Raw genomic sequence first — 22,970 nt, 5'->3', positions numbered from 1 at the left:
CCCTCCCCGTCACCCGCCCCCGAGCACCACCACGTCCCCCGCGTCGAACGCGACGCCCACCGTCTCGCCCACTCCCGGCGCCTCGCGCAGCGCGCAGGCCGCCTCCAGGCGTGGGCCCTCCTTCGGCTGGAGGCGCACCGCGACGTGCGTGCCGCGGAACGTGCGGGCCACCACCTCGCACGGCAGCCCGTCGTCGAGGGACACGAGCCGCACCCCGGCGGGGCGCACCAGGATCCTGTGCCGTCCGGCGGCCGTTCCCGCCGGTACCGGGATCCTGCCCCACACGGTCTCGGCGGCGTCGCCCTCCACCGTCGCGTCGACGACGTTGTCGAAGCCGAGGAAGCGCGCCACGAACTCGTCCGCCGGGTGCTGCCACACCTCAAGTGGCGTGCCGGACTGGGCGATCCGGCCGTCGCGCATGACGACGACACGGTCGGCGAGCGCGAAGGCCTCGCCCTGGTCGTGCGTGACGGCGAGCACGGTGGTGCCCAACTCGTCGAAGAGTTCCCGCAGTTCGACGACGAGGCGTTCCCGCAGCGAGCGGTCGAGCTGACCGAGCGGCTCGTCGAGCATCAGGAGGCGGGGCCGCGGGGCCAGCGCACGCGCGAGGGCGACCCGCTGCTGCTCGCCGCCCGAGAGCGAGGCCACCGCGCGCCGCTGCGCGTTCGGCAGCCCGACGAGCTCCAGCAACTCGGCGACGCGGTCGGCCTGTTCGGCCCGCGACGCGCCGTGCATGCGCAGCCCGAACGCGACGTTCCCCGCCACGTCGCGCTGCGGGAAGAGCTGGTGGTCCTGGAACATCAGGCCGACGCCCCGCTTGTGCGCGGGCACCCCGCGCTGGTCGCGCCCGCCGAGGAGGACCTGCCCGCCGTCGAGCCCCTGGAGCCCGGCGACCACCCGCAGCAGCGTCGACTTGCCGCTGCCGCTCGGCCCGAGCACGCAGACGATCTCGTGCTCCTCGACGTCGAGGCCGACGGCGTCGAGCGCGGCCCGCGCCCCGAAACGCACCGTCGTCTCCCGCAGGCTCAGCAAGGCGTCCGTCATCAGAACTCCCCCGTCGTCCGGCTCGTCCGAAGGCGTTCCAGGAGCAACAGCGACACCGCGCACACCACCATGAGAATCGTCGAAAGGGCCATCGCCTGGCCGTAGTTGAGGTCCCCGGCCCGGCCGAGCAGCCGCGCCACGGCGACCGGCAGCGTCGGATTGTCCGGCCGCGCGATGAAGACGGTCGCCCCGAACTCACCGAGCGACACGGCGAAGGCGAACCCGGCGGCGATCAGCAGCGCTCGCCGCACCATCGGCAGGTCGACCTCCCGCCACGCCCGCAGCGGCGACGCCCCGAGCACCGCGGCGGCCTCGCGCAGCCGCCCGTCCACCGCGCGCAGGACGGGCAGCATGGTGCGGACGACGAAGGGCACACCGACCAGCGCCTGGGCCAGCGGCACCAGGATCCAGCTGGCCCGGAGGTCGAGCGGCGGCTCGTCCAGGGTGATGAGGAACCCGAATCCCACGGTCACCGCGGAGACCCCGAGCGGCAGCATGAGCAGCGCGTCGAAGCCGCGGACGAGGCGCCCGGCGCGGCGTGTCAGCGCGGCGGCGGCGAGCCCTCCGACGACGACCGCGATGGCGGTGGCCACGACCGCGTACTGGAGGGAGTTCCAGACCGCCTCGATCGGCGGCACGAGGAAGGCGCCGCCGTCCGCCGAGGTCAGCTCCTCGTAGTACGTGAGGCCGAAGCCGTCGGGACCGTCGAAGGAGCGCTGGATCAGCACCCCGAGCGGCAGCAGGATCAGCAGCGCGATCGTCGCCATGACGAGTCCGAGCAGCGTCCACTGCCCGGCGCCGCGCGGCCGTCGCGCGACGGCCGCGGCGTCCACGAGCTTCAGCGCGCTCTCGCGCCGCCGCACGGTCCACGCGTGGACGGCGAGGATCAGCCCCACCGCCACGAACTGCACGATCGTCAGGACCGCGGCCGTCGGCAGGTCGAGCAGCTGGGCGGTCTGCCGGTAGATCTCCACCTCGAGGGTGGAGTACGCGGGTCCGCCGAGGATCTGCACGACGCCGAAGGAGGTGAAGGTGAAGAGGAACACCATGAGCGCGGCAGCGGCCACCGCCGGTCCGAGCGCGGGCAGCGTCACCGTCCGCCACGCCGTCCAGCGCGAGGCGCCGAGCATCCGCGCGGCCTCCTCCTGCCGCGGGTCGAGCTGCGACCAGAGCCCGCCGACCGTGCGGACGACGACCGCGTAGTTGAAGAAGACGTGCGCCAGCAGGATCGCCCAGACGGTGGTGTCCAGGCGGACGCCCCACAGCTCGTCGAAGAGCCCGCCCCGCCCGATCAGCGCGAGGAAGGCGGTCCCGACGACGACCGTCGGCAGCACGAACGGCACGGTGACGACGGCCCGCAGCGCCTGCTTGCCGGGGAAGTCGAAGCGCGCGAAGACGTACGCGCCGGGGAGCGCGATCAGCAGCGTCAGCGCGGTCGACGCGAGCGCCTGCCAGGTGGTGAACCACAGCACGTGCCGGATGTCGGACTGCCCGAGCACCTCCGTGATCCGCCCGAACCGCCAGACGCCGTCGACGTGCAGCCCGCGCGCGACGATCGCCGAGACCGGATAGGCGAAGAAGAGCGCGAAGAACGCGACGGGTCCGGCCATCAGACCGAGCCGCGCCGCGCTTCCCCGGCCGGAGCCCGCGCGGGAGCGGGACTTCGTTACTTCAGTACGAGCGAGGTCCACGACTTGATCCACGGCTCGCGATTGTCGGCGATCTTCTTCGGGTCCATGGTCTGCGGCTCGTCGACGCGGACGCCGTGCTCGGTGAACAACTCGGGCAGCTTCGTGCCCTCGCGCACCGGGTTCACGAACATGTTCAGCGGCATGTCCTCCTGGAACTCCTTGCCCGCGAGGAAGTCCAGGAGCGCCTTGCCGCCCTTGGTGTTCTTGGCGTTGCCGAGCAGGCCCGCGTACTCGACCTGGCGGAAGCAGGTGCCGGTCGCGACGCCGGTCGGCGCCTGCTTCGGCTGCGGCTTGCCGAAGAGCACCTCGACGGGCGGCGACGAGGCGTACGAGACGACGAGCGGCCGGTCGCCCTTGGCCTTCTTGCCTCCGGCGGACCCGGAGAACTCCTCGTTGTAGGCCTGCTCCCAGCCGTCGACGACCTTGACGCCGTTGGCCTTGAGCTTCTTCCAGTACCCTTCCCAGCCCTTGTCCCCGTACTTCGCGGCGGTGCCGAGCAGGAAGCCGAGGCCGGGCGACGAGGTCGAGGTGTTCTCGGTGACCAGCAGGTCCTTGTAGGCGGGCTTGACCAGGTCCTCGAAGGACTGCGGCGGCGCGAGCTTCTTGTCGGCGAAGTACTTCTTGTCGTAGTTCACGCAGATGTCGCCGCTGTCGACGGGCGTCACGCGGTGCTTGTCCCCGTCGACCCGGAACTCCGGCTTGATCCGCGCCGAGCCCTTGGCCTCGTACGACTGGAAGAGGCCGTTGTCGAGCGCCCGCGACAGGAGCGTGTTGTCGACGCCGAAGAAGACGTCGCCCTGCGGGTTGTCCTTGGAGAGGATCGCCTTGTTCACGGCGGCGCCGGCGTCGCCGTCCTTGAGGACCTTGACCTTGTACCCGGAGCGCTTCTCGAAGTCCTTCAGCACGTCCTTGGAGACGTTGAAGGAGTCATGGCTGACGAGCGTCACGCTCTTGGAGTCGGACGCCCCGGAACCGCCGTCGCCCCCGCCGCACGCCGAGACGGCGACGAGCCCGAGGCCCACCGCCACCGCGGTGAACGTGACCTTCTTGGTGGTGCTCACTGAAACTTCCTCCTGGGTGTCCAGGAAGAGACGCGGCCCCGCCCGCCGGCCGGGTGGCCGCGGGCAGGGCGCTACAGCTTGAGTCGTGCCCGAACTCCCTACCCGGAATGACCCGGGCGAGGTTCAGAGGGTCTGCGGCCCACCTGTCCAAGGTGCCGCACTCTCAGCGCTGTGGCGCTCCCCTGTCGGAAATATGCAGATGTGTGTACGAGGCGTACGCCCGCACGCCCGTCAGACTACCTCTCGGCCTACCGCTCGGCCGCGGCGAGCTGGCCGCACGCTCCGTCGATCTCCTGGCCCCGGGTGTCCCGGATCGTGACCGGCACGCCGTGGGCGGCGATGGCCGCCACGAACGCCTTCTCGTCCTCGGGGCGCGACGCGGTCCACTTCGAGCCCGGCGTCGGGTTCAGCGGGATCAGGTTCACGTGCACCGGCTTGTTCTTGAGCAGCCGCCCGAGCCGGTCACCACGCCATGCCTGGTCGTTGATGTCGCGGATCAGCGCGTACTCGATGGAGAGGCGGCGGCCCGACTTGGCCGCGTACTCCCAGCCCGCGTCGAGCACCTCGCGCACCTGCCACCGCGTGTTCACGGGGACGAGGGTGTCGCGGAGCTCGTCGTCCGGCGCGTGCAGGGAGATCGCGAGCCGGCACTTGAAGCCCTCGTCGGAGAACCGGTGGATGGCGGGCACGAGCCCCACCGTCGACACCGTGATCCCGCGCTGCGACAGGCCGAGGCCGTCCGGCTCGGGGTCGGTGAGGCGGCGGATGGCGCCGGTCACGCGGTTGTAGTTGGCCAGCGGCTCGCCCATGCCCATGAAGACGATGTTGGAGAGCCGCGCGGGCCCGCCCGGAATCTCGCCGTCCCGGAGCGCGCGCATGCCGTCCACGATCTGGTGCACGATCTCACCGGTCGACAGGTTCCGGTCCAGACCGGCCTGCCCCGTGGCACAAAACGGGCAGTTCATCCCGCAGCCCGCCTGGGAGCTGATGCACATGGTGACCCGGTCCGGGTACCGCATCAGCACCGACTCGACCAGCGTCCCGTCGAAGAGCCGCCAGAGCGTCTTGCGCGTCGTGTCGTCGTCACAGCTGATGTGCCGGACCACGGACATCAGATCGGGCAGCAGCGCCTCGCGGAGCTTCTCGCGCGCACCGGCGGGAATGTCGGTCCACTCCGCCGGGTCGTGCGCGTACCGCGCGAAGTAGTGCTGCGAGAGCTGCTTGGCGCGGAACGGCTTCTCGCCGATGGCGGCGACGGCTTCCTTGCGCTCGGCGGGCGTGAGGTCGGCGAGGTGCCGCGGGGGCTTCTTGGCTCCGCGGGGCGCGACGAAGGTGAGTTCTCCGGGTACAGGCATGGTCCTTCCAGTGTCGCAGACATACGACAAGGGGCTCGCCGCCCTGTGGACAACGAGCCCCTCACCTACATACAGGCAGGTCAGACGGCGTACACCGGAACGCTCAGGCCGACCCCACGAAGAGCACGAGCAGCAGCCAGACCACCGGCGCCGTCGGCAGCAGCGAGTCGAGGCGGTCCATGATGCCGCCGTGACCCGGCAGCAGCGTGCCCATGTCCTTGATGCCGAGGTCCCGCTTGATCATCGACTCGCCGAGGTCACCGAGCGTGGCGCTCACCGCGACCGCGAAGCCGATCACCAGGCCCTGCCACCACGCGCCGTCGTCGATCAGGAACTGCAGGCACAGCGCGCCCGCGGCCATCGCGAAGGTGACCGCTCCGACCAGGCCCTCGCGGGTCTTGCCGGGGCTGATGCGCGGCGCCAGCTTGTGCTTGCCGAAGCGCCAGCCGATCGCGTACGCACCGGTGTCGCTGACCACGGTCAGGAGCAGGAACGTGAGCACCCGCTTCGGACCGTCGTCCGCGGTGAGCATCAGCGCCACGAACGTGGCGAGGAACGGGACGTAGAACGCGGCGAAGACCCCCGCCGTCACGTCCTTCAGATAACCCTCGGGGGGCTCCGTCATGCGCCAGACGAGGACCGCGAGCGCGGTGAGGGCCATCGCGACCCACGCGCCCTCGGCCCCGCGCACGTACCCGGCGACGACCATCGCCGCGCCGCCCACCGCGAGCGGCACGAGCGGCGCCTTGATGCTCTTGCGCTCCTCGAGCCGCGAGGTGAGCTCCCAGAGGCCGACCACGACGGCGACCGCTATGACGCCGACGAAGACGGCCTTCACGATGAAGAGCGACGCGATGATCACCGCGCCGAGTCCCACACCGACTCCTATGGCCGCACCGAGATCGCGGCCCGCGCTCTTCTTCTGCGGTGCCACCGGGGCGGGCTGCGGCTGAGGTGCGCTGGGCATGGGCTCCTGCGGAGGCTCGTCACGGAACAGGGGGCCGCCCATCGGAGTGGCCCCCCGGTCGTCGTCCTGGTCTCCGCCGTTCACGGGTACGTCGGGCACGATGGGCATGGGCTGCGTCTCAGACGGAAACAGCGCGTCCTGCGCATCGTACGCGGGACCTGGCGGGGTCGCCCCCTGACCAGGTCCGTGGTCGGACGGCCCCCAATACCCGGCTCTGGGCGGCGCCCCCCAGGAAGAGTCGTTCACGGATCGGTTTCCTGATTCCTCGGACTCGAGACTCAGACTTCGAGCAGCTCGGCTTCCTTGTGCTTGAGCAGCTCGTCCACCTGGGCGACGTACTTGGCGGTGGTGTCGTCGAGCTCCTTCTCGCCGCGGCGGCCCTCGTCCTCTCCGATGTCGCCGTCCTTGATCGCCTTGTCGAGGGCCTCCTTGGCCTTGCGACGGATCGACCGGATCGAGATCTTGGAGTCCTCGGCCTTGGTCTTGGCGACCTTGATGTACTCCTTGCGGCGGTCCTGGGTCAGCTCAGGGAACGTCACACGGATGATGTTGCCGTCATTGCTCGGGTTGACGCCGAGGTCGGAGTCCCGGATCGCCTGCTCGATGTTGCGCAGCGCGCTCTTGTCGAACGGGGTCACCACGGCCATCCGCGGCTCCGGCACCGAGAACGAGGCCAGCTGGTTGATCGGCGTAAGGGCGCCGTAGTAGTCAGCCACGATCTTGTTGAACATCGCCGGGTGCGCACGGCCGGTGCGGATCGCGGCGAAGTCCTCCTTGGCGACCACGACGGCCTTCTCCATCTTCTCCTCGGCCTCGAGGAGGGTCTCTTCGATCACCACTTGCTCCTGCGTGTCTTGAGTAGGCCCGGCCGGCACGGGGCGGCCGGCTGCGTCGCGTGTCTTTCCTGCACGGTGTCCGACCGGCAGGGCTTTGTCCATCCCCTCAAAGGCCGTCTCGCGTACGTCCCTTGAGGCTGGTCCAGGTCCCGGAGGTCAGGCCCGGTTTCCCTGGTCGCCCACGAGTGTGCCGATCTTCTCACCCTTGACCGCCCGGGCGATATTGCCTTCGGAGAGCAGCTCGAAGACGAGGATGGGCAGTTTGTTGTCCCGGCACAGCGTGATCGCGGTCATGTCGGCGACCTTCAGGTCCTGGGTGATGACCTCGCCGTAGCCGAGCGCGTCGTACTTCACCGCGTCCGGGTTGGTCCTGGGGTCGGAGTCGTAGACCCCGTCCACGCCGTTCTTGCCCATGAGGAGCGCCTCGGCGTCGATCTCCAGGGCGCGCTGCGCGGCGGTGGTGTCGGTGGAGAAGTACGGCATGCCCATGCCCGCGCCGAAGATGACCACACGGCCCTTCTCCAGGTGCCGCACGGCACGCAGCGGAATGTACGGCTCCGCGACCTGCCCCATGGTGATGGCGGTCTGGACGCGGCACTCGATGCCCTCCTTCTCCAGGAAGTCCTGGAGGGCGAGGCAGTTCATGACCGTGCCGAGCATGCCCATGTAGTCGGAGCGGGCGCGGTCCATGCCCCGCTGCTGGAGCTCGGCGCCGCGGAAGAAGTTGCCGCCGCCGATGACGATGGCGATCTGCGCGCCGTCACGGACGACGGCCGCGATCTCGCGGGCGATGGCGTGCACCACGTCAGGATCGACCCCGAGGCCGCCTCCACCGGCGAACGCCTCGCCGGAGAGCTTCAGCAGGAAGCGTCCGGCAACTTTGTCGTCGTCACTCTTCGAGTCGGCCTTGGTGGTCATGTGGTTCTCGCTTCTCTTACTTGGCACACATGCGAAGAAGGCCACTGCCGGTGGGGTGTCGTTCGCATCCCATGCTCGGCAGTGGCCTCCTCGTCAGATCCTGCGGTCGTACATCGCGCACGAGGACCGTGCGCGGGCGACCGCTGTCGACCCTAGCGGGGTCTACCGTCGATCGCGGTACGGACTCAGATGCCGACCTTGATGCGCGAGAAGCGCTTCAGGGTGACACCGGCCTCGGCGAGAACCTTCTCGACCGACTTCTTGTTGTCCAGCGCGTACGGCTGACCGAGGAGAGTGGCCTCCTTGAAGAAGCCGTTGACGCGACCCTCGACGATCTTCGGCAGCGCGGCCTCGGGCTTGCCCTCGGCGCGGGTGGTCTCCTCGGCGACGCGACGCTCGGTCTCGACGACCTCGGCCGGGACGTCCTCGCGGGAGAGGTACTTCGGCGCGAAGGCGGCGATGTGCTGGGCGATGCCCTTGGCGACGTCGGCGTCGGCCTTGTCCAGCTCGACGAGGACACCGATCTGCGGGGGCAGGTCGGGCATCGTGCGGTGCATGTACGCGGAGACGTAGGCGCCCGAGAACTGCGCGAAGCGGTCCAGGACGATCTTCTCGCCGAGGTTGGCGTTGGCCTCGTCGACGTACGCCTGGACGGTCTTGCCGGCCTCGATCTCGGACGCGAGCAGCGCCTCGAGGTCGGCCGGGGTCGTCTTGGCGATGTGGGCGGCGAGGTTGTTCGCCACGGCCTGGAACTTGTCACCCTTGGCGACGAAGTCCGTCTCGCACTTCAGCTCGACGATGACACCGGAGGTGTTGTCGTCGGCGATGAGGGAGACCACCGCGCCGTTCTCGGCAGAGCGGCCCTCGCGCTTGGCGACGCCCTTCTGACCCTTGATGCGGAGCGCCTCGACGGCCTTGTCGACACTGCCATCGGCCTCGTCGAGCGCCTTCTTGCAGTCCATCATGCCGGCGCCCGTGAGCTCACGGAGCTTCTTGACGTCAGCGGCGGTGTAGTTCGCCATGATCGAAAATTCTCTCTCGAAGTCTGAAAGATCTACGGAGGTCTACGGGTGAACGGCGGGGGCCGACCGGGCCCCCGCCGTCAACTACCGAACCTGTGAGGTCAGGCCTGCTCGGCGTCCGCGGCCGCGGCGGGGGCCTCGGCCTGCTCGGCGTCGGCGGCCTTCTCCGTCTCGGCGGACTTCTGAACCTCGGCCTCGGCCTCGGCAGCCTTCGGCTCCTCGGCCTTGACGGCGTCGTCGGAGTCGGCCTTCTTCTCACCCTCGAGCAGGTCGCGCTCCCACTCGGCGAGCGGCTCGCCGGCGGCCTTCTCGCCCGGCTTCTGGTCGCCCGTGGCCACGCCGGAACGGGCGATGAGGCCCTCGGCGACGGCGTCGGCGATCACGCGGGTGAGCAGGGTGACGGAGCGGATCGCGTCGTCGTTGCCCGGGATCTTGTAGTCGACCTCGTCGGGGTCACAGTTGGTGTCGAGGATGGCGACGACCGGGATGTTGAGCTTCCGGGCCTCGCCGACCGCGATGTGCTCCTTCTTGGTGTCCACGATCCAGACGGCGCTGGGCACCTTGGACATCTCGCGGATACCGCCGAGGGTCTTCTCCAGCTTGGCCTTCTCGCGGGAGAGGACGAGCAGCTCCTTCTTGGTGAGGCCGGACGCGGCCACATCCTCGAAGTCGATCTGCTCGAGCTCCTTCAGGCGCTGCAGGCGCTTGTAGACGGTCGAGAAGTTGGTGAGCATGCCGCCCAGCCAGCGCTGGTTGACGTAGGGCATGCCGACGCGGGTGGCCTGCTCCGCGATGGCCTCCTGCGCCTGCTTCTTCGTGCCGACGAACATGACCGTGCCGCCGTGGGCGACGGTCTCCTTGACGAACTCGTAGGCGCGGTCGATGTACGACAGCGACTGGAGCAGGTCGATGATGTAGATGCCGTTGCGCTCCGTGAAGATGAAGCGCTTCATCTTCGGGTTCCAACGACGGGTCTGGTGACCGAAGTGGACGCCGCTTTCCAGCAGCTCCCGCATCGTGACGACGGCCATGGCCGTTCTCCTTGAGAATCTCGGTTGTGCCGCGTGTGCCGGACGGCACTCGCGCCTGACGCCCGCTCCGCGCCTTGCCCACGAGGGACCGAGAGGCGCTGACACCGGCTGTTTCATGGCCTGGTGCCGGGGCGTGCGAAGTCGACCCGGTGACCCGGATCGCCACGAGAAGTGTACGGGACCCGCGGGGTGGCGGGTGACGCCGCCGTCGCTGCCCAGGTGACGGCGGTCCGCGGGACGGCCTCGGCCTCCGTGGCAGCCCCCACGGCCGCACCCCGCCGGGTCCCACGACAGCTGCCACGACAGCTCCCACGACCGAGGGACGCCGTCGTCCACGACCGGGTGACGCCGTTGTCCACAACCGCCCGGTCATCCACAGATCCGGACCATGATCCACACGGCGGGGCCCGGCGCGGGACGGTTCTTCCATGCGCCTTGAACTCCTGCTGCCGGTGCTGGCAGCCCTGCTCGCAACCGCTCTGCCCGCGCCTTCGCCCGCGCCCTCACCTTCACCTGCGACCCCGCCCCTGGCCGCCGCCTGGCCGGTGGGCACTCGCCCCGAGGTCGTCCGCGCCTGGGACCCGCCCTCGACCTCGTACGGCGCGGGTCACCGTGGCGTGGACCTCGCCGCGCCGCCGGGCAGTGCGGTACGGGCCGTGGCCTCGGGCCGGATCACCTTCGCGGGCCGGGTGGCGGGCAGGGGCGTGGTCTCGGTGGAGTTGGACGGCACGGGTGATCCACCCCTGCGCACGACGTACGAACCGGTGAAGGCGTCGCTGAAGAAGGGCGACGAGGTGGCCGCGGGCGACGTGGTCGGCACGCTGGAATTCCCGACGGGCCACTGCCCGGGAAGCTGCCTCCACTGGGGCCTGCTCAGAGCCGGGGCCTACCTGGATCCCCTGCCCCTGCTGCCCCCATGGCTCCTGCACCGGGGGCCGTCCCGCCTGCTGCCGGTGACCATCGGCAGGGAACATCAGGAGGTGAAAGCCGATGGGTGAGCGCCAGACGGCGCACACAGGCGGGCGAACGCCGATAGTGAGCCAGCGAGCAAGCACAGGCGGGCAAGCACAGGCGGGCAAGCACAGGTCACACGCGGTCACACGCGGGCTTCAGCCCCGCACACCACGCAGAGCCATGGCCACGGCCGCCTCGGTGATGGCGGTGGGCTCCTCCGCGGCGCCCAGCTCGATCCGCCGCACCGCCGCGTCCACGATGCCCTGGAGCAGCATCGCCGCCATCCGGGGCTGCTCGTGCCCCAGGTCCTCGAGCGCCTCGACGATCATCGCGATGAGGCCACCGTGCGCGGCGCGGATCTTCTCCCGGGCCCCGGCGTCGAGCTCACTCGCGGAGATGGCGACCACGGCCCGGTGCCGCCGGTCCCCCACCAGGGCCAGCTGCCGCCGGACATAGGCCTCGACCTTGCCCTCCGCCGATGCCGCACCCTCCATCGCCGCCGAGACCTCCGCCGCCCAGACGGGGAAGTCAACCTCGCACAGCTCCTCCACCACGGCCGCCCGTGACCGGAAGTACTCGTACACGGAGGACCGGGCGAGCCCGGTGCGCTCGGCGAGGGCGGGGAAGGTCAGCGCCTCCGTACCGCCCTCGGACAGCAGGGAACGCGCGGCGTCCAGCAGGGCGCCGCGCTGCATCGACCGATGCTCGGCCACTGAGGCCGCTCGAATCCTTGGCACAGCTCCACTTTACGGACGGGACGCCGCGCGCGGGAGCCGCTCCCGTGCGCACTCACTCGGGCAGGGACGATTCAGCGCGCTCAGCGTCCAAAACTCGCCAGCTTCGCCCGCAGCTGCAGCACGGACTTCGTGTGGATCTGGCTCACCCGGCTCTCGGTCACCCCGAGCACGTTGCCGATCTCGGCGAGGGTCAGGCCTTCGTAGTAGTAGAGCGTCACGACGGTCTTCTCACGCTCCGGCAGCGTGTTGATCGCCCGCGCGAGCAGCCGACGCAGCTCCCGGTCCTCGGCGACCTCCACCGGGTTGTCGGCCGCGTGGTCCTCGAGCGTGTCCATCAGGCTGAGCCGGTCGCCGCCCTCGCCGCCGACGTGCAGCAGCTCCTCCAGGGCCACCACGTTCGCCAGCGACAACTGGCTGAAAACCGCGTGCAGTTCCTCCAGCGCGATGCCCATCTCGGCGGCGACCTCCCCCTCCGATGGAGTCCGCCGCAACTGCGCCTCCAGCGTGGCGTAGGCCCGCTCGACATTGCGCGCCTTCTGCCGCACGGACCGGGGGATCCAGTCGAGCGCCCGCAGTTCGTCGATCATCGCGCCGCGGATGCGCGTGATCGCGTACGTCTCGAACTTGATGGACCGCTCGATGTCGAACTTCTCGATCGCGTCGATCAGCCCGAACACCCCGGACGAGACGAAGTCGGCCTGCTCGACGTTGGGCGGCAGCCCCACGCTGACCCGGCCCGCGACGTACTTCACCAGCGGCGAGTAGTGCAGGATCAGCTGCTCCCGCAGCCGTCCGTCGCCCGTCTCCTTGTACGACCGCCACAGCTCGTCCAGCGACGACGGCGCGGGAGGCCGCTCCCGTTCGCCGCTACGAGCGGCGGGGGGAACCGCTGCCCGGTCGGACCCTGAGGTGTGCTGGGGCATTCGTCGCCTTGAGCCGTTCTGCCGTGAACCGGTCATGTCGCGTGACCCGGGGAGGTCACCTGAGCTGGGGAGGTCGCGTGTACGGGGAAAGTCGCGTGTACGGGGGACGTCGCGTGGATCAGTGGCCGCGCGCGCACCGGCCGGGTCGCCGGTGTCGCTCGCGCCGGTGCGATGGGGAGCGTGCGTGGAATGAATGAGGTTGTCCGTCTGGTTGCCGTCCGTGCCGGAATCCTTGTGAGCGTAGCGTGACTGAAGTGTTGCAGTGAGCGAAGAGTAGGGGATCGCGCGGGCGCAGATACGTTCCGCTGGGCGCCCCGGGGAGTCGACGCGGTCGCTCTGCGTGACGGCCTTGAACCGTCAACTCCGCGATTTCCCAAGGCTGTCGGGGGTCATCCGTCCGGCGGAACACGCTCGGTCACGATCCACCTCCCTCGGCGAAGACAGGCGGATTCACCTGGCGTGTCAACTGCCAGCCGTCGCCGTGTCGTTCGACGAACCCCAACGACTGAAGCTCGTACAGTCGACCTATCGCGTCGTCCTCGGTCGTCCCCGCGCCGACCGCGACGTCCCGCACCACAGCACGCCCGCGTGCGGGCAGTGCGGCCAGGACGCGCTGGGCTCCGGGAGTGAGCAGGTCGCGCGGCACGACGGGGCCGCGCCTGGCCGGTGCGAGCTCCCCCATGTCACCCACCAGCTCAACGACTTCGGCGGCATCGGTGACCAGGACACCGTCCCCCCGCAGCAGTTCGTGCACCCCGGCGGAGAGACCGCTGGTCGCGGGCCCCGGAACGCCCATGGCGAAGCGCCCCAACTCCTGAGCGCTGCGCGCCGTGGCGAGCGCCCCGCTGCGGTAGGCGGCCTCGACCACCACCGTCCCCCTGGTCAGCGCCGCGATCACCCGGTTCCGCTGGATGAATCTGCTCGGCGTCGGATGATCGCCCGGCGGTAACTCACCGACGACCAGACCCTGTTCCGCGATCCGGCCGATCAGCTCGGCGTGCCCGCGCGGGTAGGGCCGGTCGACGCCGCAGGCCAGCACGGCCACGGTCGCACCACCGGCCCCGAGCGCCCCTCGGTGCGCGGCACCGTCCACCCCGTACGCCCCGCCGGAGATCACGACCCAGCCGCGCTCCGCGAGCCCCGCGGCGAGTCCTGCCGCCATGTGCGCGCCGTACTCCGTGCAGGCACGCGCCCCGACGACCGCCACCGACCGCAGCGCCCACATCCGCAGGGACGGCCGCCCCCGGACCCAGAGCCCGACCGGCCGCGCGTCCCCCAGGTCGTCCAGCGTCACCGGCCACTCCGCGTCCCCCGGGCACACGAACCTCCCTCCGACGTCCCTCGCCACCTCCAGATCCCGCTCCGGCCGCACCTTCGCCGCCCGAGCCCGCAACCCCTCCCACCGCCGCACGGACACCCCCACCAGCGGTTTCTCCTCCCCACGGAGCCGACGCAGCACCTCACGGGGCCCCATCTCGCGCAGCCACCGCCCACCGGTCGCGTCCCCCGGCTCCAGGACCCGCGTCAGGGCGACCCGGGCGTGCCGTTCGTCCTCGGCGGGCGAGTCCGCCGTCACGTCGGCGCCCCGATCGCCATCGGCACGCCGCGTGAGACCCCGGTGCGCAGTTGCAGCGCCAGCGCGACGTCCTGGGCAGTGGGCCTGCCGTGACCCGCGAGGTCCGCGACGGTCCAGGCCACCCGCAGGACGCGGTCCAGGCCGCGGGCGGTCAGGAAGCCCCGCGCCAGATCCAGTTCGGCCGCGTCCAGCGCACCGGGGTCGGCCGGCCAGCGGGTGCGCAGGGCGTGCCCGGGGACCTCGCTGTTGGTCCGCCAGCCGGTGCCGGTCAGCCTGGCCGCCGCTCGCTCCCGGGCGGCGCGCACCCGGTCGGCGACGGCCCGGGTGGACTCTCCTCGTGTGCCGTACCCGGCAAGCTCGGACCGGGTGACGGGTTCCGCCACGACCTTCAGGTCGATCCGGTCGAGCAGCGGGCCGGAGAGCCGGGCCTGATAGCGGCGGATCACGGAGGCCGGGCATTCGCAGCCGTCACCCAGCAGGGTGTGCCGACCGCACGGGCAGGGGTTCGCCGCGAGCACCATCAGGAACTTCGCGGGCAGGCGCACCACCCCCGCGCTGCGCGCGATCACCACATGCCCCGATTCGAGGGGCTGGCGCAGGGAGTCCAGGGTCTGGCTGCTGAACTCCGGCGCCTCGTCGAGAAACAGCACGCCGCGATGAGCGAGGGACACCGCCCCCGGTCGCGGGATCCCCTTGCCGCCGCCCACGAGCGACTGCATCGTCGCGGAATGGTGCGGTGCGCAGTAGGGCGCGATGTCCACCAGCGGCTTGCCCGGGGGCAGCATGCCCGCCACCGAGTGGACCGCGGTGACCTCCAAGGACTCCTCCCTGGTCAGCCGGGGCAGCACGGCCGGCAGGCGCTCCGCGAGCATCGTCTTTCCGGCCCCCGGCGGCCCTTGCAGGAAGAGGTGGTGCGCACCGGCCGCGGCCACCTCGACGGCGGTCCTGGCCGGTCCCTGGCCGACGACGTCGGCGAGGTCAAGGCCGTGGGTGTCGTCCAGGGCGTCGCTGAGGCCCGTGCCGATACCGGTGCCGGGAACGCAGAGTCCCGCGAGCATCGGATCGGGCCGACCCGTCTCGTCCGGCTCCTCCATGGGAACCGGCTCGTCGGTGAGCACCGCGATGAGCTGCCGCAGGCTGCGCACGCCGAGAACGGATACGCCCGGCACGAGGGAGGCCTCGGCGGCCGTGCACTCCGGGACGACCACTTGCTCATACCCGGCATCGGCCGCCGCGAGGACCGCGGGAAGCACTCCACGGACCGGCCGCACCCGGCCGTCGAGACCCAGCTCTCCGATCATCACGATGTCGGCGAGGACCTTCGGGTCGATCCGCTCGGCCGCCCCGAGGACGGCGCAGGCCACCGCGAGATCGAAGCCGCTGCCGCCCTTCGGCACCGATGCCGGGCTCAGCCCGACCGTGAGCTTCTTCTGGGGCCATTCACCGCCCGAGTTGACCACGGCGGCCCTGACCCGGTCGCGGCTCTCGGTGAGGCTCTTGTCCGGCAGACCCACCAGCGTGAACGCCGCGACACCCGGCTCCAGATCGGCCTGCACCTCGACGACCACGCCCTCGACGCCGACCAGTGCGACGGAACACGTCCGCGCGAACCCCATCAGGCCACCCCCCGCGCGTGCTCCACCACGGGGACGCCGCGCTGCGGGATCAGGACGCCGATCAGATCGATGCGGACGCCGCCGGGCGGTGGTCCGCCGCGCTCCTCGATCCAGCGCTCGGCCAGTCTGCGCAGCCGCTCCGCCTTGGTCCGGCCCACGGCCGCCATCGGATGCTCGAACGGCGCGGCGCCGGCCCGGCCAGCCCTGCGCGTCTTGACCTCGCAGACGACCAGGGCCTCACCGTCCATGGCCACGATGTCGATCTCACCGGTTCTGCCCGCGCGCCAGTTGCGCTCCAGAACCGTCATCCCCGACTCGACCAGCCGCCGCGCGGCCAGATCCTCGCCGTACCTGCCGATCGCTCCCCGTGCGTTCATGTCGGCACCACCTCCGGCACCCACAGTCACGCTTCAGGCCGCACCTATTGGATCTTGGTGCACAACTCACCGGTTGTGGAAAACTCCGCCACCCCTGGGAGTGAACTCCACCGCGCTCCGGCTCGCCGCTCAGCTGCCCGGCAGTTCGAGATCGCTCTTGTTGAGCTCCTCGATGTTCACGTCCTTGAACGTGAGGACCCGCACTTGTTTGACGAAGCGGGCGGGCCGATACATGTCCCACACCCAGGCGTCCGCCATGGACACCTCGAAAAAGACCTCACCCTGGACCGAATGCACCTGCATCTCGTAGTCATTGGTGAGGTAGAAGCGCCGTTCGGTCTCGATCACATATTTGAACAGACCGACGACATCGCGGTACTCCCGGTAGAGCTTCAGCTCCATCTCGGTCTCGTACTTCTCGAGGTCCTCGGCGCTCATGGCATGTTCCCCTTCAGCCGTGCGTCCCCCTATTGTGCGTCAGCCCCGCGAACCGCTACACGATTTCCGTGTCGAGGATCTCGGGCCGATCCGGGGGCCCCTCGTCGAGCAGTCTGCGAAGCAGCCCGGCGAGCCTGGTCGGATACACCGTCTCATGAGCCTCGGTCAGTTCTCGGCACGTCCACCAACGTGCTCCGGCGACACTGCGCCTTTCCAGCTCGGTGAGCCCTTCGGCGGCGGTCGCCGTCTGTGACGTACGCGCCAGGTAGTACCACTCGTCCTGCTCCCAGCGCCGCCCGGCGAACGGAAAGGCGCAGACCCGCCGCCACAGCACGGGCCCGAGCTCGACCTCCGTGATGCCGGTCTCCTCCCGCAGCTCACGCAGGGCGGCCTGCTCCCGGGTCTCGTCGCCCTCGACACCGCCGCCCGGCGTGAACCACCAGTCGTCCGCCGGGTCCCCCGGCTCGTATCCGTGCAGCAGCAGGATGCGGTCGCTCGGGTCGAGCAGGATCACCCGCGCCACCTTGCGCAGCGGCCGCCCCGAAAGCGACGCCCCGGCATCCCCGGCGGTCACGGTCTCCTCGGCAGAGGACAACTCGGCCGACGCGCCCTCGGCGGATGTGCCCTCAGCCGACACTCGCGGCCTCTCGCGTACGGTTCCCGCCGCGTCCGCGGCCCAGACGCTTGGCCACCGGGCCGTACGCCGCACCGCCGAGGACGAGCACCATGCCCACCACGATCGCGATCACCACCATGCGCAGCGGCCCGGGCTGCGAAATGCCGCCCGGCATGTCCGAGAAGCCCTCGGGCCGTGCCAGCATGCCGAACTTGTCCATCGGCCAGGCCACCGCGTCGACCCGCGCCCGCACGGCGCTGCGCGGCACCGAACCGTGGTCCCCGTCGCCCAGGTGCACGCTGGAGTCCAGGGAGCCGCTGCGCTCGTCGCCGAGCAGGAAGAGGCGGCCCTTGGGGACGGTGGTGGTGGGGATGCCGGTGGCCGCCGCGCCCTGGCCTTCGGGGAGATACGGTTCTGCGACTTCCTCGCCGTTGACGGTCAGCTTGCCGTCCTTGCAGCAGGCCACCTTGTCGCCGCCTATGCCGACGACGCGCTTGACCATCGGCAGATCGCCCCAGGTCGACTGCTTGAAGACGACGACGTCGCCGCGGCGGACGTCGCCACCGTCGATCCGCTGCGCGAGCACCCGGTCCCCCGAGCCGATCGTCGGCGTCATCGAGCCGGTGGGGACGGTGTAGGGCTGGTACTGGACGGCACCCCAGGCGAACCCGCCGAGGAAGAGCACACAGCCGAGGGCCACGGCGACGCCCGACAGCACGCTGCCGAGCCGTCCGCGGCCCTCGTCCGTACGACGTGTCCTGCTCATCCCGGTGCTCCCCCGTCTCGGAGACGACCCCGCCGTCCGTAGGCACGGACGGCGGAAGATCGGCGATCTGGGACGGCACCCTACCTGGCGGTACCTCCGCCAGAAACCCTCGCGGCCTGCGCGGCCGCGACCGTCAGGCGTCGCCTGCGCCAGAGCACGATCGGCACCGAGCCCGCGAGACCGAGGACGCCCGGCGCCGCGCTGGAGAGCGCGTTGATGCCCGGCTGGTCGAAGGTGTCCGGCTTGGGCAGCGTGGCCCAGCGGGTGGGCGGCCAGGCGATCACGATGGCGCGGCCCACGACGTTGTCCACGGGGACCGCGCCGCCGCCGGGCTGGTTCTGGTGGTAGCGGGAGTCCAGCGAGTTCTGCCGGTGGTCACCCATGACCCAGATTTTGCCCTTGGGCACCGTCACCTTGAACTGGCCGCCCTGGTCGTCGACGCTGCACGGGGTGTTCCCCGCGAAGACGTACGGCTCGTTCAGCGCCTTGCCGTTGACCTTCACCGGGCCGGTGCCCTTGCACTCCACGGTGTCGCCGCCGACGCCGATCACGCGCTTGATGAGGTCCTTCTCGTCGGCCGACGGCATCAGGCCGACCCAGCCGAGGACCCGCTGGACCGCGTTCGGGTCGGGTGTGGGCTCGCCGTCCAGCCAGTGGCCCGGGTCCCTGAAGACCACGACCTCGCCGCGCTCGGGCTCGGAGCCGAACCACGGAGTCAGCTTGTCGACGAGGACGCGGTCGCCCTGCTGCAGCGTGTTCTGCATCGAGTCCGACGGGATCGAGAACGCCTGGACCAGGAAGGTCTTGATGACCAGCGCCAGGACCAGGGCGATGCCGATGAGCAGGGGCAGTTCCTTCCAGAAGGAACGGGGCTTCTTCTGCTGCTTGGCATCCTGCTCGCGCGTCGCGCCGTCGCCGTCGCCGTCCGCGACGTCATTCCCGGGGGTGGCACCGCCTTCGACGCCCTCGACGCCCGGCTCGTCGGATCGTTCCGGCCGCTCCTCGGGCCCCTCGTGTCCGGATCGTGCGCCGACCGCCAAATCCCCCACATCCACTCCTCAGTCCGTGCCGCCGCCTGCCCCAGATGCGATGCAGGCCCACCACTCCCATAACGAGCGGGAGTTCCGCAGGGGTCGGGAGCCGGATCAATCCATATCGATCGTCGGTGGCCACCCTATGCGACACACCTGTGGCGGTGTCCGATGCCGCACGCGCGTCGGGAACCGACGCATACGTGGCGGGCTCTTCCAGTTTGCGCCAGTGGCCGAAGGGCCAGGCGATGACCATCGCGCGCCCCACCACCTCGTCCTCGGAGACGGTGCCGTGGAACTTCTCGGTGCGGTGGAAACGGGAGTCGGCCGAGTCGCTCCGGTGGTCGCCCATCATGAAGAGCCGCCCTTCGGGGACCTTCACCTCGAACGCGAAGGCGGAGGGCTTGTCCCCGGGGTGGATGTACGGCTCGTCCAGAGGGACCCCGTTGACGGTGACCTTGCCGTTCTTGTCGCAGCACTTCACGGTGTCGCCGCCGACGCCGATCACGCGCTTGATCAGGTCCCGTTCACTGTCGGAGGGGAGCAGACCGATCTGGGTCAGGCCCTCCTTGAGCTGCTTGACGACCACCGGGTCGTCCTTCTTCTTGCCCTGCTCCTCTTCGAGCCAGTTGCCGGGGTCCTTGAAGACGACGACGTCACCGCGGTCCGGCTTCGACCCGAACCAAGGAGTGAGCTTGTCGACCAGGACCCGGTCACCGATCCGGATCGTCTGCTCCATGGACCCGGAGGGGATCACGAAGGCCTGTACGAGGAAGGTCTTCAGGACCAGCGCTATCAGCAGGGCCACGCCTATGAGGAGCGGCACCTCCTTGATCGCCGAGCGTCGCCTGCGCCGCTTCACCTTCCTCGCGAGCTTGCGGCGATCGGCCCGGCCGGGCAGTACGGGGCCGCCGGTCGGCCGGGACCCCGTGGGCAGCCGGGTGTCCGCGTCGTCGCCGGCGCCACGCGTCCGTCCCCGGTTACCCATGGCGGCCTCCCGGGTCCGGCACGCGCGCGTAGCCGTCGGGCCGCTCCAGGGACGTCCAGTGACCGACCGGCCAGGCGATCCAGTCGGCCCTGCCGATGACGTCGTCGACCGGGATCATGCCGCCGCCGGGCTCCCCGAGGTGGTCGCGGGAGTCCCGGGAGTCGCTGCGGTGGTCGCCGAGGAGGAAGAGGCTGTCCTCGGGGACGACGACGTCGAAGGGCACCTGGGAGGGGACGTCCCCCGGGTACAGGTAGGGCTCGTCGACGGGTTCACCGTTCACCTCGACCCTCCCCCGCTTGTCGCAGCAGACCACCCGGTCTCCCCCCGTGCCCACGACCCGCTTGATGTAGTCGGCGTCTCCGAAGTAGCCGGTGCCGTCGAAGACGACCGCGTCACCCCGCTGCGGCTCGGAACCGAAACGGTACGCCAACTTGTTGACGAGCACCCGGTCCCCGGACCGGAACGCGGGCTCCATGGAGCCGCTCGGGATCTCGAAGGGCTGCACCGCGAAGGTGCTGACGGCGAGCAGGAGACCCATGCACAGCAGGAAGGACAGGGTGAGCCTGCCGCCCGGCAGCCAGTCGGTCAGTGACGCAAGAACGGAGCGCGACCGGTCCTCCGTCTCCTCGGACGCTTCGGCGACGTGCGGGACGTCTCCGGAGTCGGAGGATGAGGAGGAGCGGTCGCGCTCCGTGTGCTGTGCTTCGGTGTCCATCGGGGCCAGATGCTATCCGGCCCCGCTGTGGACCCGCGCGCGAGCTCAGTTGTCGCGCTTCTCCTTGATCTTCGCGGCCTTGCCGCGCAGGTCACGGAGGTAGTACAGCTTCGCGCGACGCACGTCACCGCGGGTGACGAGCTCGATCTTCTCGACGATCGGGGTGTGCACCGGGAAGGTGCGCTCGACGCCGACGGAGAAGGAGACCTTGCGGACCGTGAAGGTCTCGCGCACGCCGGCACCCTGGCGGCGGATGACTACGCCCTTGAACTGCTGCACACGGGAGCGGTTGCCCTCGATGACGCGGACGTGCACGTTGACGGTGTCACCCGGGCGGAACGCGGGGACGTCGCTGCGCAGCGACGCGCTGTCGACGGAGTCGAGCAGGTTAGCCATGATCGTCTGCTTTCTTCACTGATGCCACAGGTCATCAGCGGAACGTGGTGATGAGGATTCGGTAGCTGATCGCGTCGGGCGGGCGTCTTGACCATCTCCCGCTGACGCGGAGAGAGAACTTCGGTCGATCCCCCTGTGGCAGGGGCGCACGCTGGACGTACAGCAGCGGCCTATTCTTCCACGGCTTGGGGGTCTCGCCCAAATCGGCCGTCGGGCCCCGGCCGCCACCCCAGGATCGAGAGCATCTCGCGGTCCTTCTTGTCGAAGGCCTTGGGGTCGCAACGCTCAATGAGGTCAGGCCTGTTGCGGGTGGTGCGCCGCAGCGCCTCGTCCCGCCGCCAGCGCGCGATCCTGCCGTGGTGACCGCTGACCAGCACGTCCGGAATGCCGTGCCCGCGCCACTGGGGAGGCTTGGTGTAGACGGGGCCCTCCAGGAGGTTGGCCATCGCCCCGGGGGCGAAGGAGTCGTCCTGGTGGGACTCCGCGTTGCCGAGGACACCCGGCAGGAGCCGCGCCACGGCCTCCGTGACGACCAGGACGGCGGCTTCCCCGCCCGCGAGGACGTAGTCGCCGATGGAGACCTCGTAGACGGGCATACGGGTCGCGTACTCGTCCGTGACGCGGCGGTCGATGCCCTCGTAGCGCGCGGGCGTGAAGACGAGCCAGGAGCGCTCGGAGAGCTCCACCGCGAGTTCCTGGGTGAAGGGGCGCCCGCTGGGCGTGGGGACGACCAGGACGGGGCCGTGGGCCCCCGCCTCGTACCCCTCGGCGAGCACGTCGTCGAGGGCCGCGCCCCAGGGCTCGGTCTTCATGACCATGCCGGGGCCGCCGCCGTAGGGGGTGTCGTCGACCGTGTTGTGCCGGTCGTACGTCCACTCCCTGAGGTCGTGCACCCGGACGTCGAGCTGCCCACGCGCGCGTGCCTTGCCCACGAGGGAGACGTTCAGGGGCTCCAGGTACTCCGGGAAGATCGTGACGACGTCGAGCCGCATTACGCCTGGTCCTCCGACGCCGCGCCGTCGCCGCTCTCCTCGGCCGCCTCCGCGTCCCGGGCGGAAGCGATCTCCGCGCGGTCGTCGATGAGGCCCGGGGGCGGGTCGATGACCGCGCGCTGCTCCTCGAGGTCGATCTCGGTGACGATCTCCCCCACGAAGGGGATCATGACCTCGCTGCCGTCGGGCCGCTCCACGATGAACAGGTCCTGCGAGGGCAGGTGCGAGATCTCCGTGATCCGGCCGACCTCGGTGCCGTCGGTCAGGACGACGTCGAGGTCCATGAGCTGGTGGTCGTAGAACTCGTCCTCTTCCTCGGGGAGCTCTTCGGGGTCCACCTCGGCGATCAGGATCGTGTTGCGCAGCGCTTCGGCCGCCGTGCGGTCGCGCACGCCCTCGAAGCGCAGCAGCAGGCGGCCGCTGTGCACCCGGCCGGACTCGATCGTCAGCGGGCCGGTGGCGGCGGGGTCGGTGGCGAGGACGGCGCCGGGGCCGAGCCGCAGCTCCGGCTCGTCGGTGCGGACCTCGACGGTTACCTCACCCTTGATGCCGTGGGCACGGCCGATGCGGGCGACTACCAACTGCACTGCGTTTCTCCTCATCCACGACTACGGGCCGGGGAAGGCCCTTGAGCCCTCCCCGGCCCGAGCCGGTGCTGCTGTGGTTCTACGAACCCGGTTCAGCGAACCTGGTCCACGTCGACGAGGTCGACGCGGACACCGCGGCCACCGATGGCGCCCACGACCGTGCGCAGAGCGCGTGCGGTGCGGCCGTTGCGGCCGATCACCTTGCCGAGGTCGTCAGGGTGGACCCGGACCTCGAGGACGCGCCCGCGGCGCAGGTTGCGCGAGGCCACCTGCACGTCGTCGGGGTTGTCGACGATGCCCTTCACGAGGTGCTCGAGAGCCTCCTCGAGCATG

General features: G+C 70.4%; 25 protein-coding genes. 1 reads left to right on the top strand and 24 read right to left on the bottom strand.

What is annotated here, in order from left to right; translation table 11 throughout:
- Positions 1 to 9: 9 nt before the first annotated feature.
- The 9 genes from ACZ69I_RS30140 to rpsB all read right to left on the bottom strand — a co-directional run bounded on the left by ACZ69I_RS30140 (position 10) and on the right by rpsB (position 9,925).
- A complete protein-coding gene (locus ACZ69I_RS30140; RefSeq protein WP_467671875.1) occupies positions 10 to 1,044 on the bottom strand; it encodes an ABC transporter ATP-binding protein in 1,035 nt (344 codons plus the stop codon).
- Positions 1,044 to 2,735 carry an ABC transporter permease gene (locus tag ACZ69I_RS30135; RefSeq protein ID WP_470835797.1) on the bottom strand — a complete coding sequence of 564 codons (1,692 nt, stop codon included), beginning with the start codon at positions 2,733 to 2,735 and terminating at the stop codon, positions 1,044 to 1,046. Before ACZ69I_RS30135 ends, ACZ69I_RS30140 begins: the two co-directional genes overlap by 1 nt.
- Positions 2,711 to 3,796 (bottom strand): thiamine ABC transporter substrate-binding protein, encoded by a 1,086-nt coding sequence (locus ACZ69I_RS30130; protein WP_470835731.1) that lies wholly within the window; start codon positions 3,794 to 3,796, stop codon positions 2,711 to 2,713. The genes ACZ69I_RS30135 and ACZ69I_RS30130 overlap by 25 nt, the downstream gene beginning before the upstream one ends.
- Before the next feature lie 248 nt (positions 3,797 to 4,044).
- Positions 4,045 to 5,151 (bottom strand): dual-specificity RNA methyltransferase RlmN, encoded by a 1,107-nt coding sequence (gene rlmN / locus ACZ69I_RS30125; protein WP_467671869.1) that lies wholly within the window; start codon positions 5,149 to 5,151, stop codon positions 4,045 to 4,047.
- A 103-nt stretch (positions 5,152 to 5,254) separates the two neighbouring features.
- The gene (locus ACZ69I_RS30120) at positions 5,255 to 6,364 is read right to left on the bottom strand and encodes a phosphatidate cytidylyltransferase (protein ID WP_467671867.1); all 1,110 of its coding nucleotides are present in this window, start codon (positions 6,362 to 6,364) and stop codon (positions 5,255 to 5,257) included.
- 32 nt (positions 6,365 to 6,396) lie between these two features.
- The gene (gene frr, locus ACZ69I_RS30115) at positions 6,397 to 6,954 is read right to left on the bottom strand and encodes a ribosome recycling factor (RefSeq protein ID WP_361720724.1); all 558 of its coding nucleotides are present in this window, start codon (positions 6,952 to 6,954) and stop codon (positions 6,397 to 6,399) included.
- Between the two features lie 156 nt (positions 6,955 to 7,110).
- Positions 7,111 to 7,872: a UMP kinase gene (gene pyrH / locus ACZ69I_RS30110; RefSeq protein ID WP_361720721.1), complete on the bottom strand. Its 762-nt coding sequence runs from the start codon at positions 7,870 to 7,872 to the stop codon at positions 7,111 to 7,113.
- 185 nt (positions 7,873 to 8,057) lie between these two features.
- Positions 8,058 to 8,894, bottom strand: coding sequence for a translation elongation factor Ts (tsf, locus tag ACZ69I_RS30105; RefSeq protein ID WP_389716522.1), 837 nt, complete (start codon positions 8,892 to 8,894; stop codon positions 8,058 to 8,060).
- 101 nt (positions 8,895 to 8,995) lie between these two features.
- Positions 8,996 to 9,925 carry a 30S ribosomal protein S2 gene (gene rpsB, locus ACZ69I_RS30100; protein WP_470835730.1) on the bottom strand — a complete coding sequence of 310 codons (930 nt, stop codon included), beginning with the start codon at positions 9,923 to 9,925 and terminating at the stop codon, positions 8,996 to 8,998.
- 428 nt (positions 9,926 to 10,353) lie between these two features.
- On the opposite strand from rpsB, the gene ACZ69I_RS30095 reads away from it, so the two are divergent.
- Positions 10,354 to 10,923: a M23 family metallopeptidase gene (locus tag ACZ69I_RS30095; RefSeq protein ID WP_470835729.1), complete on the top strand. Its 570-nt coding sequence runs from the start codon at positions 10,354 to 10,356 to the stop codon at positions 10,921 to 10,923.
- A 111-nt stretch (positions 10,924 to 11,034) separates the two neighbouring features.
- Here the strand turns inward: ACZ69I_RS30095 and ACZ69I_RS30090 are convergent, their stop codons facing one another.
- The 15 genes from ACZ69I_RS30090 to ACZ69I_RS30020 all read right to left on the bottom strand — a co-directional run bounded on the left by ACZ69I_RS30090 (position 11,035) and on the right by ACZ69I_RS30020 (position 22,969).
- Entirely contained in the window at positions 11,035 to 11,592 is a 558-nt protein-coding gene (locus ACZ69I_RS30090; RefSeq protein ID WP_467671860.1) for a TetR/AcrR family transcriptional regulator, read from the bottom strand.
- Between the two features lie 104 nt (positions 11,593 to 11,696).
- Positions 11,697 to 12,539, bottom strand: a complete 843-nt coding sequence (gene whiG, locus ACZ69I_RS30085) for an RNA polymerase sigma factor WhiG (protein WP_361720710.1) — start codon at positions 12,537 to 12,539, stop codon at positions 11,697 to 11,699.
- A gap of 415 nt (positions 12,540 to 12,954) precedes the next feature.
- A complete protein-coding gene (gene dprA, locus ACZ69I_RS30080; protein WP_470835728.1) occupies positions 12,955 to 14,115 on the bottom strand; it encodes a DNA-processing protein DprA in 1,161 nt (386 codons plus the stop codon).
- Complete coding sequence (locus tag ACZ69I_RS30075; RefSeq protein ID WP_470835726.1) at positions 14,112 to 15,731, bottom strand: YifB family Mg chelatase-like AAA ATPase; 1,620 nt, start codon at positions 15,729 to 15,731, stop codon at positions 14,112 to 14,114. The genes dprA and ACZ69I_RS30075 overlap by 4 nt, the downstream gene beginning before the upstream one ends.
- Positions 15,731 to 16,138 carry a YraN family protein gene (locus tag ACZ69I_RS30070; protein WP_467671809.1) on the bottom strand — a complete coding sequence of 136 codons (408 nt, stop codon included), beginning with the start codon at positions 16,136 to 16,138 and terminating at the stop codon, positions 15,731 to 15,733. Before ACZ69I_RS30070 ends, ACZ69I_RS30075 begins: the two co-directional genes overlap by 1 nt.
- Before the next feature lie 99 nt (positions 16,139 to 16,237).
- Positions 16,238 to 16,546 (bottom strand): DUF2469 domain-containing protein, encoded by a 309-nt coding sequence (locus tag ACZ69I_RS30065; RefSeq protein WP_005311352.1) that lies wholly within the window; start codon positions 16,544 to 16,546, stop codon positions 16,238 to 16,240.
- Between the two features lie 55 nt (positions 16,547 to 16,601).
- Positions 16,602 to 17,120 (bottom strand): NUDIX hydrolase, encoded by a 519-nt coding sequence (locus ACZ69I_RS30060; protein ID WP_467671807.1) that lies wholly within the window; start codon positions 17,118 to 17,120, stop codon positions 16,602 to 16,604.
- Positions 17,121 to 17,172: 52 nt separating this feature from the next.
- A complete protein-coding gene (lepB, locus tag ACZ69I_RS30055) occupies positions 17,173 to 17,928 on the bottom strand; it encodes a signal peptidase I (RefSeq protein ID WP_470835724.1) in 756 nt (251 codons plus the stop codon).
- Positions 17,929 to 18,008: 80 nt separating this feature from the next.
- Positions 18,009 to 18,977 carry a signal peptidase I gene (gene lepB / locus ACZ69I_RS30050; RefSeq protein ID WP_467671803.1) on the bottom strand — a complete coding sequence of 323 codons (969 nt, stop codon included), beginning with the start codon at positions 18,975 to 18,977 and terminating at the stop codon, positions 18,009 to 18,011.
- Positions 18,862 to 19,947 (bottom strand): signal peptidase I, encoded by a 1,086-nt coding sequence (gene lepB / locus ACZ69I_RS30045; protein WP_470835723.1) that lies wholly within the window; start codon positions 19,945 to 19,947, stop codon positions 18,862 to 18,864. Before lepB (ACZ69I_RS30045) ends, lepB (ACZ69I_RS30050) begins: the two co-directional genes overlap by 116 nt.
- Positions 19,940 to 20,662 carry a signal peptidase I gene (gene lepB / locus ACZ69I_RS30040; RefSeq protein ID WP_470835721.1) on the bottom strand — a complete coding sequence of 241 codons (723 nt, stop codon included), beginning with the start codon at positions 20,660 to 20,662 and terminating at the stop codon, positions 19,940 to 19,942. Before lepB (ACZ69I_RS30040) ends, lepB (ACZ69I_RS30045) begins: the two co-directional genes overlap by 8 nt.
- 45 nt (positions 20,663 to 20,707) lie before the next feature.
- A complete protein-coding gene (gene rplS, locus ACZ69I_RS30035; RefSeq protein ID WP_467671797.1) occupies positions 20,708 to 21,058 on the bottom strand; it encodes a 50S ribosomal protein L19 in 351 nt (116 codons plus the stop codon).
- A 170-nt stretch (positions 21,059 to 21,228) separates the two neighbouring features.
- Positions 21,229 to 22,050 carry a tRNA (guanosine(37)-N1)-methyltransferase TrmD gene (gene trmD, locus ACZ69I_RS30030; RefSeq protein ID WP_470835720.1) on the bottom strand — a complete coding sequence of 274 codons (822 nt, stop codon included), beginning with the start codon at positions 22,048 to 22,050 and terminating at the stop codon, positions 21,229 to 21,231.
- The gene (rimM, locus tag ACZ69I_RS30025; RefSeq protein WP_470835719.1) at positions 22,050 to 22,637 is read right to left on the bottom strand and encodes a ribosome maturation factor RimM; all 588 of its coding nucleotides are present in this window, start codon (positions 22,635 to 22,637) and stop codon (positions 22,050 to 22,052) included. Before rimM ends, trmD begins: the two co-directional genes overlap by 1 nt.
- A 92-nt stretch (positions 22,638 to 22,729) precedes the next feature.
- On the bottom strand, positions 22,730 to 22,969 hold the full coding sequence (locus ACZ69I_RS30020; RefSeq protein WP_014176063.1) for an RNA-binding protein: 240 nt from the start codon (positions 22,967 to 22,969) through the stop codon (positions 22,730 to 22,732).
- Position 22,970 lies beyond the last annotated feature (1 nt).

It is taken from the genome of Streptomyces sp. NPDC036815, assembly GCF_055609205.1.
Note: the sequence above shows the minus strand (reverse complement) of the source record. Positions and strands in the feature narration are given on the sequence as shown.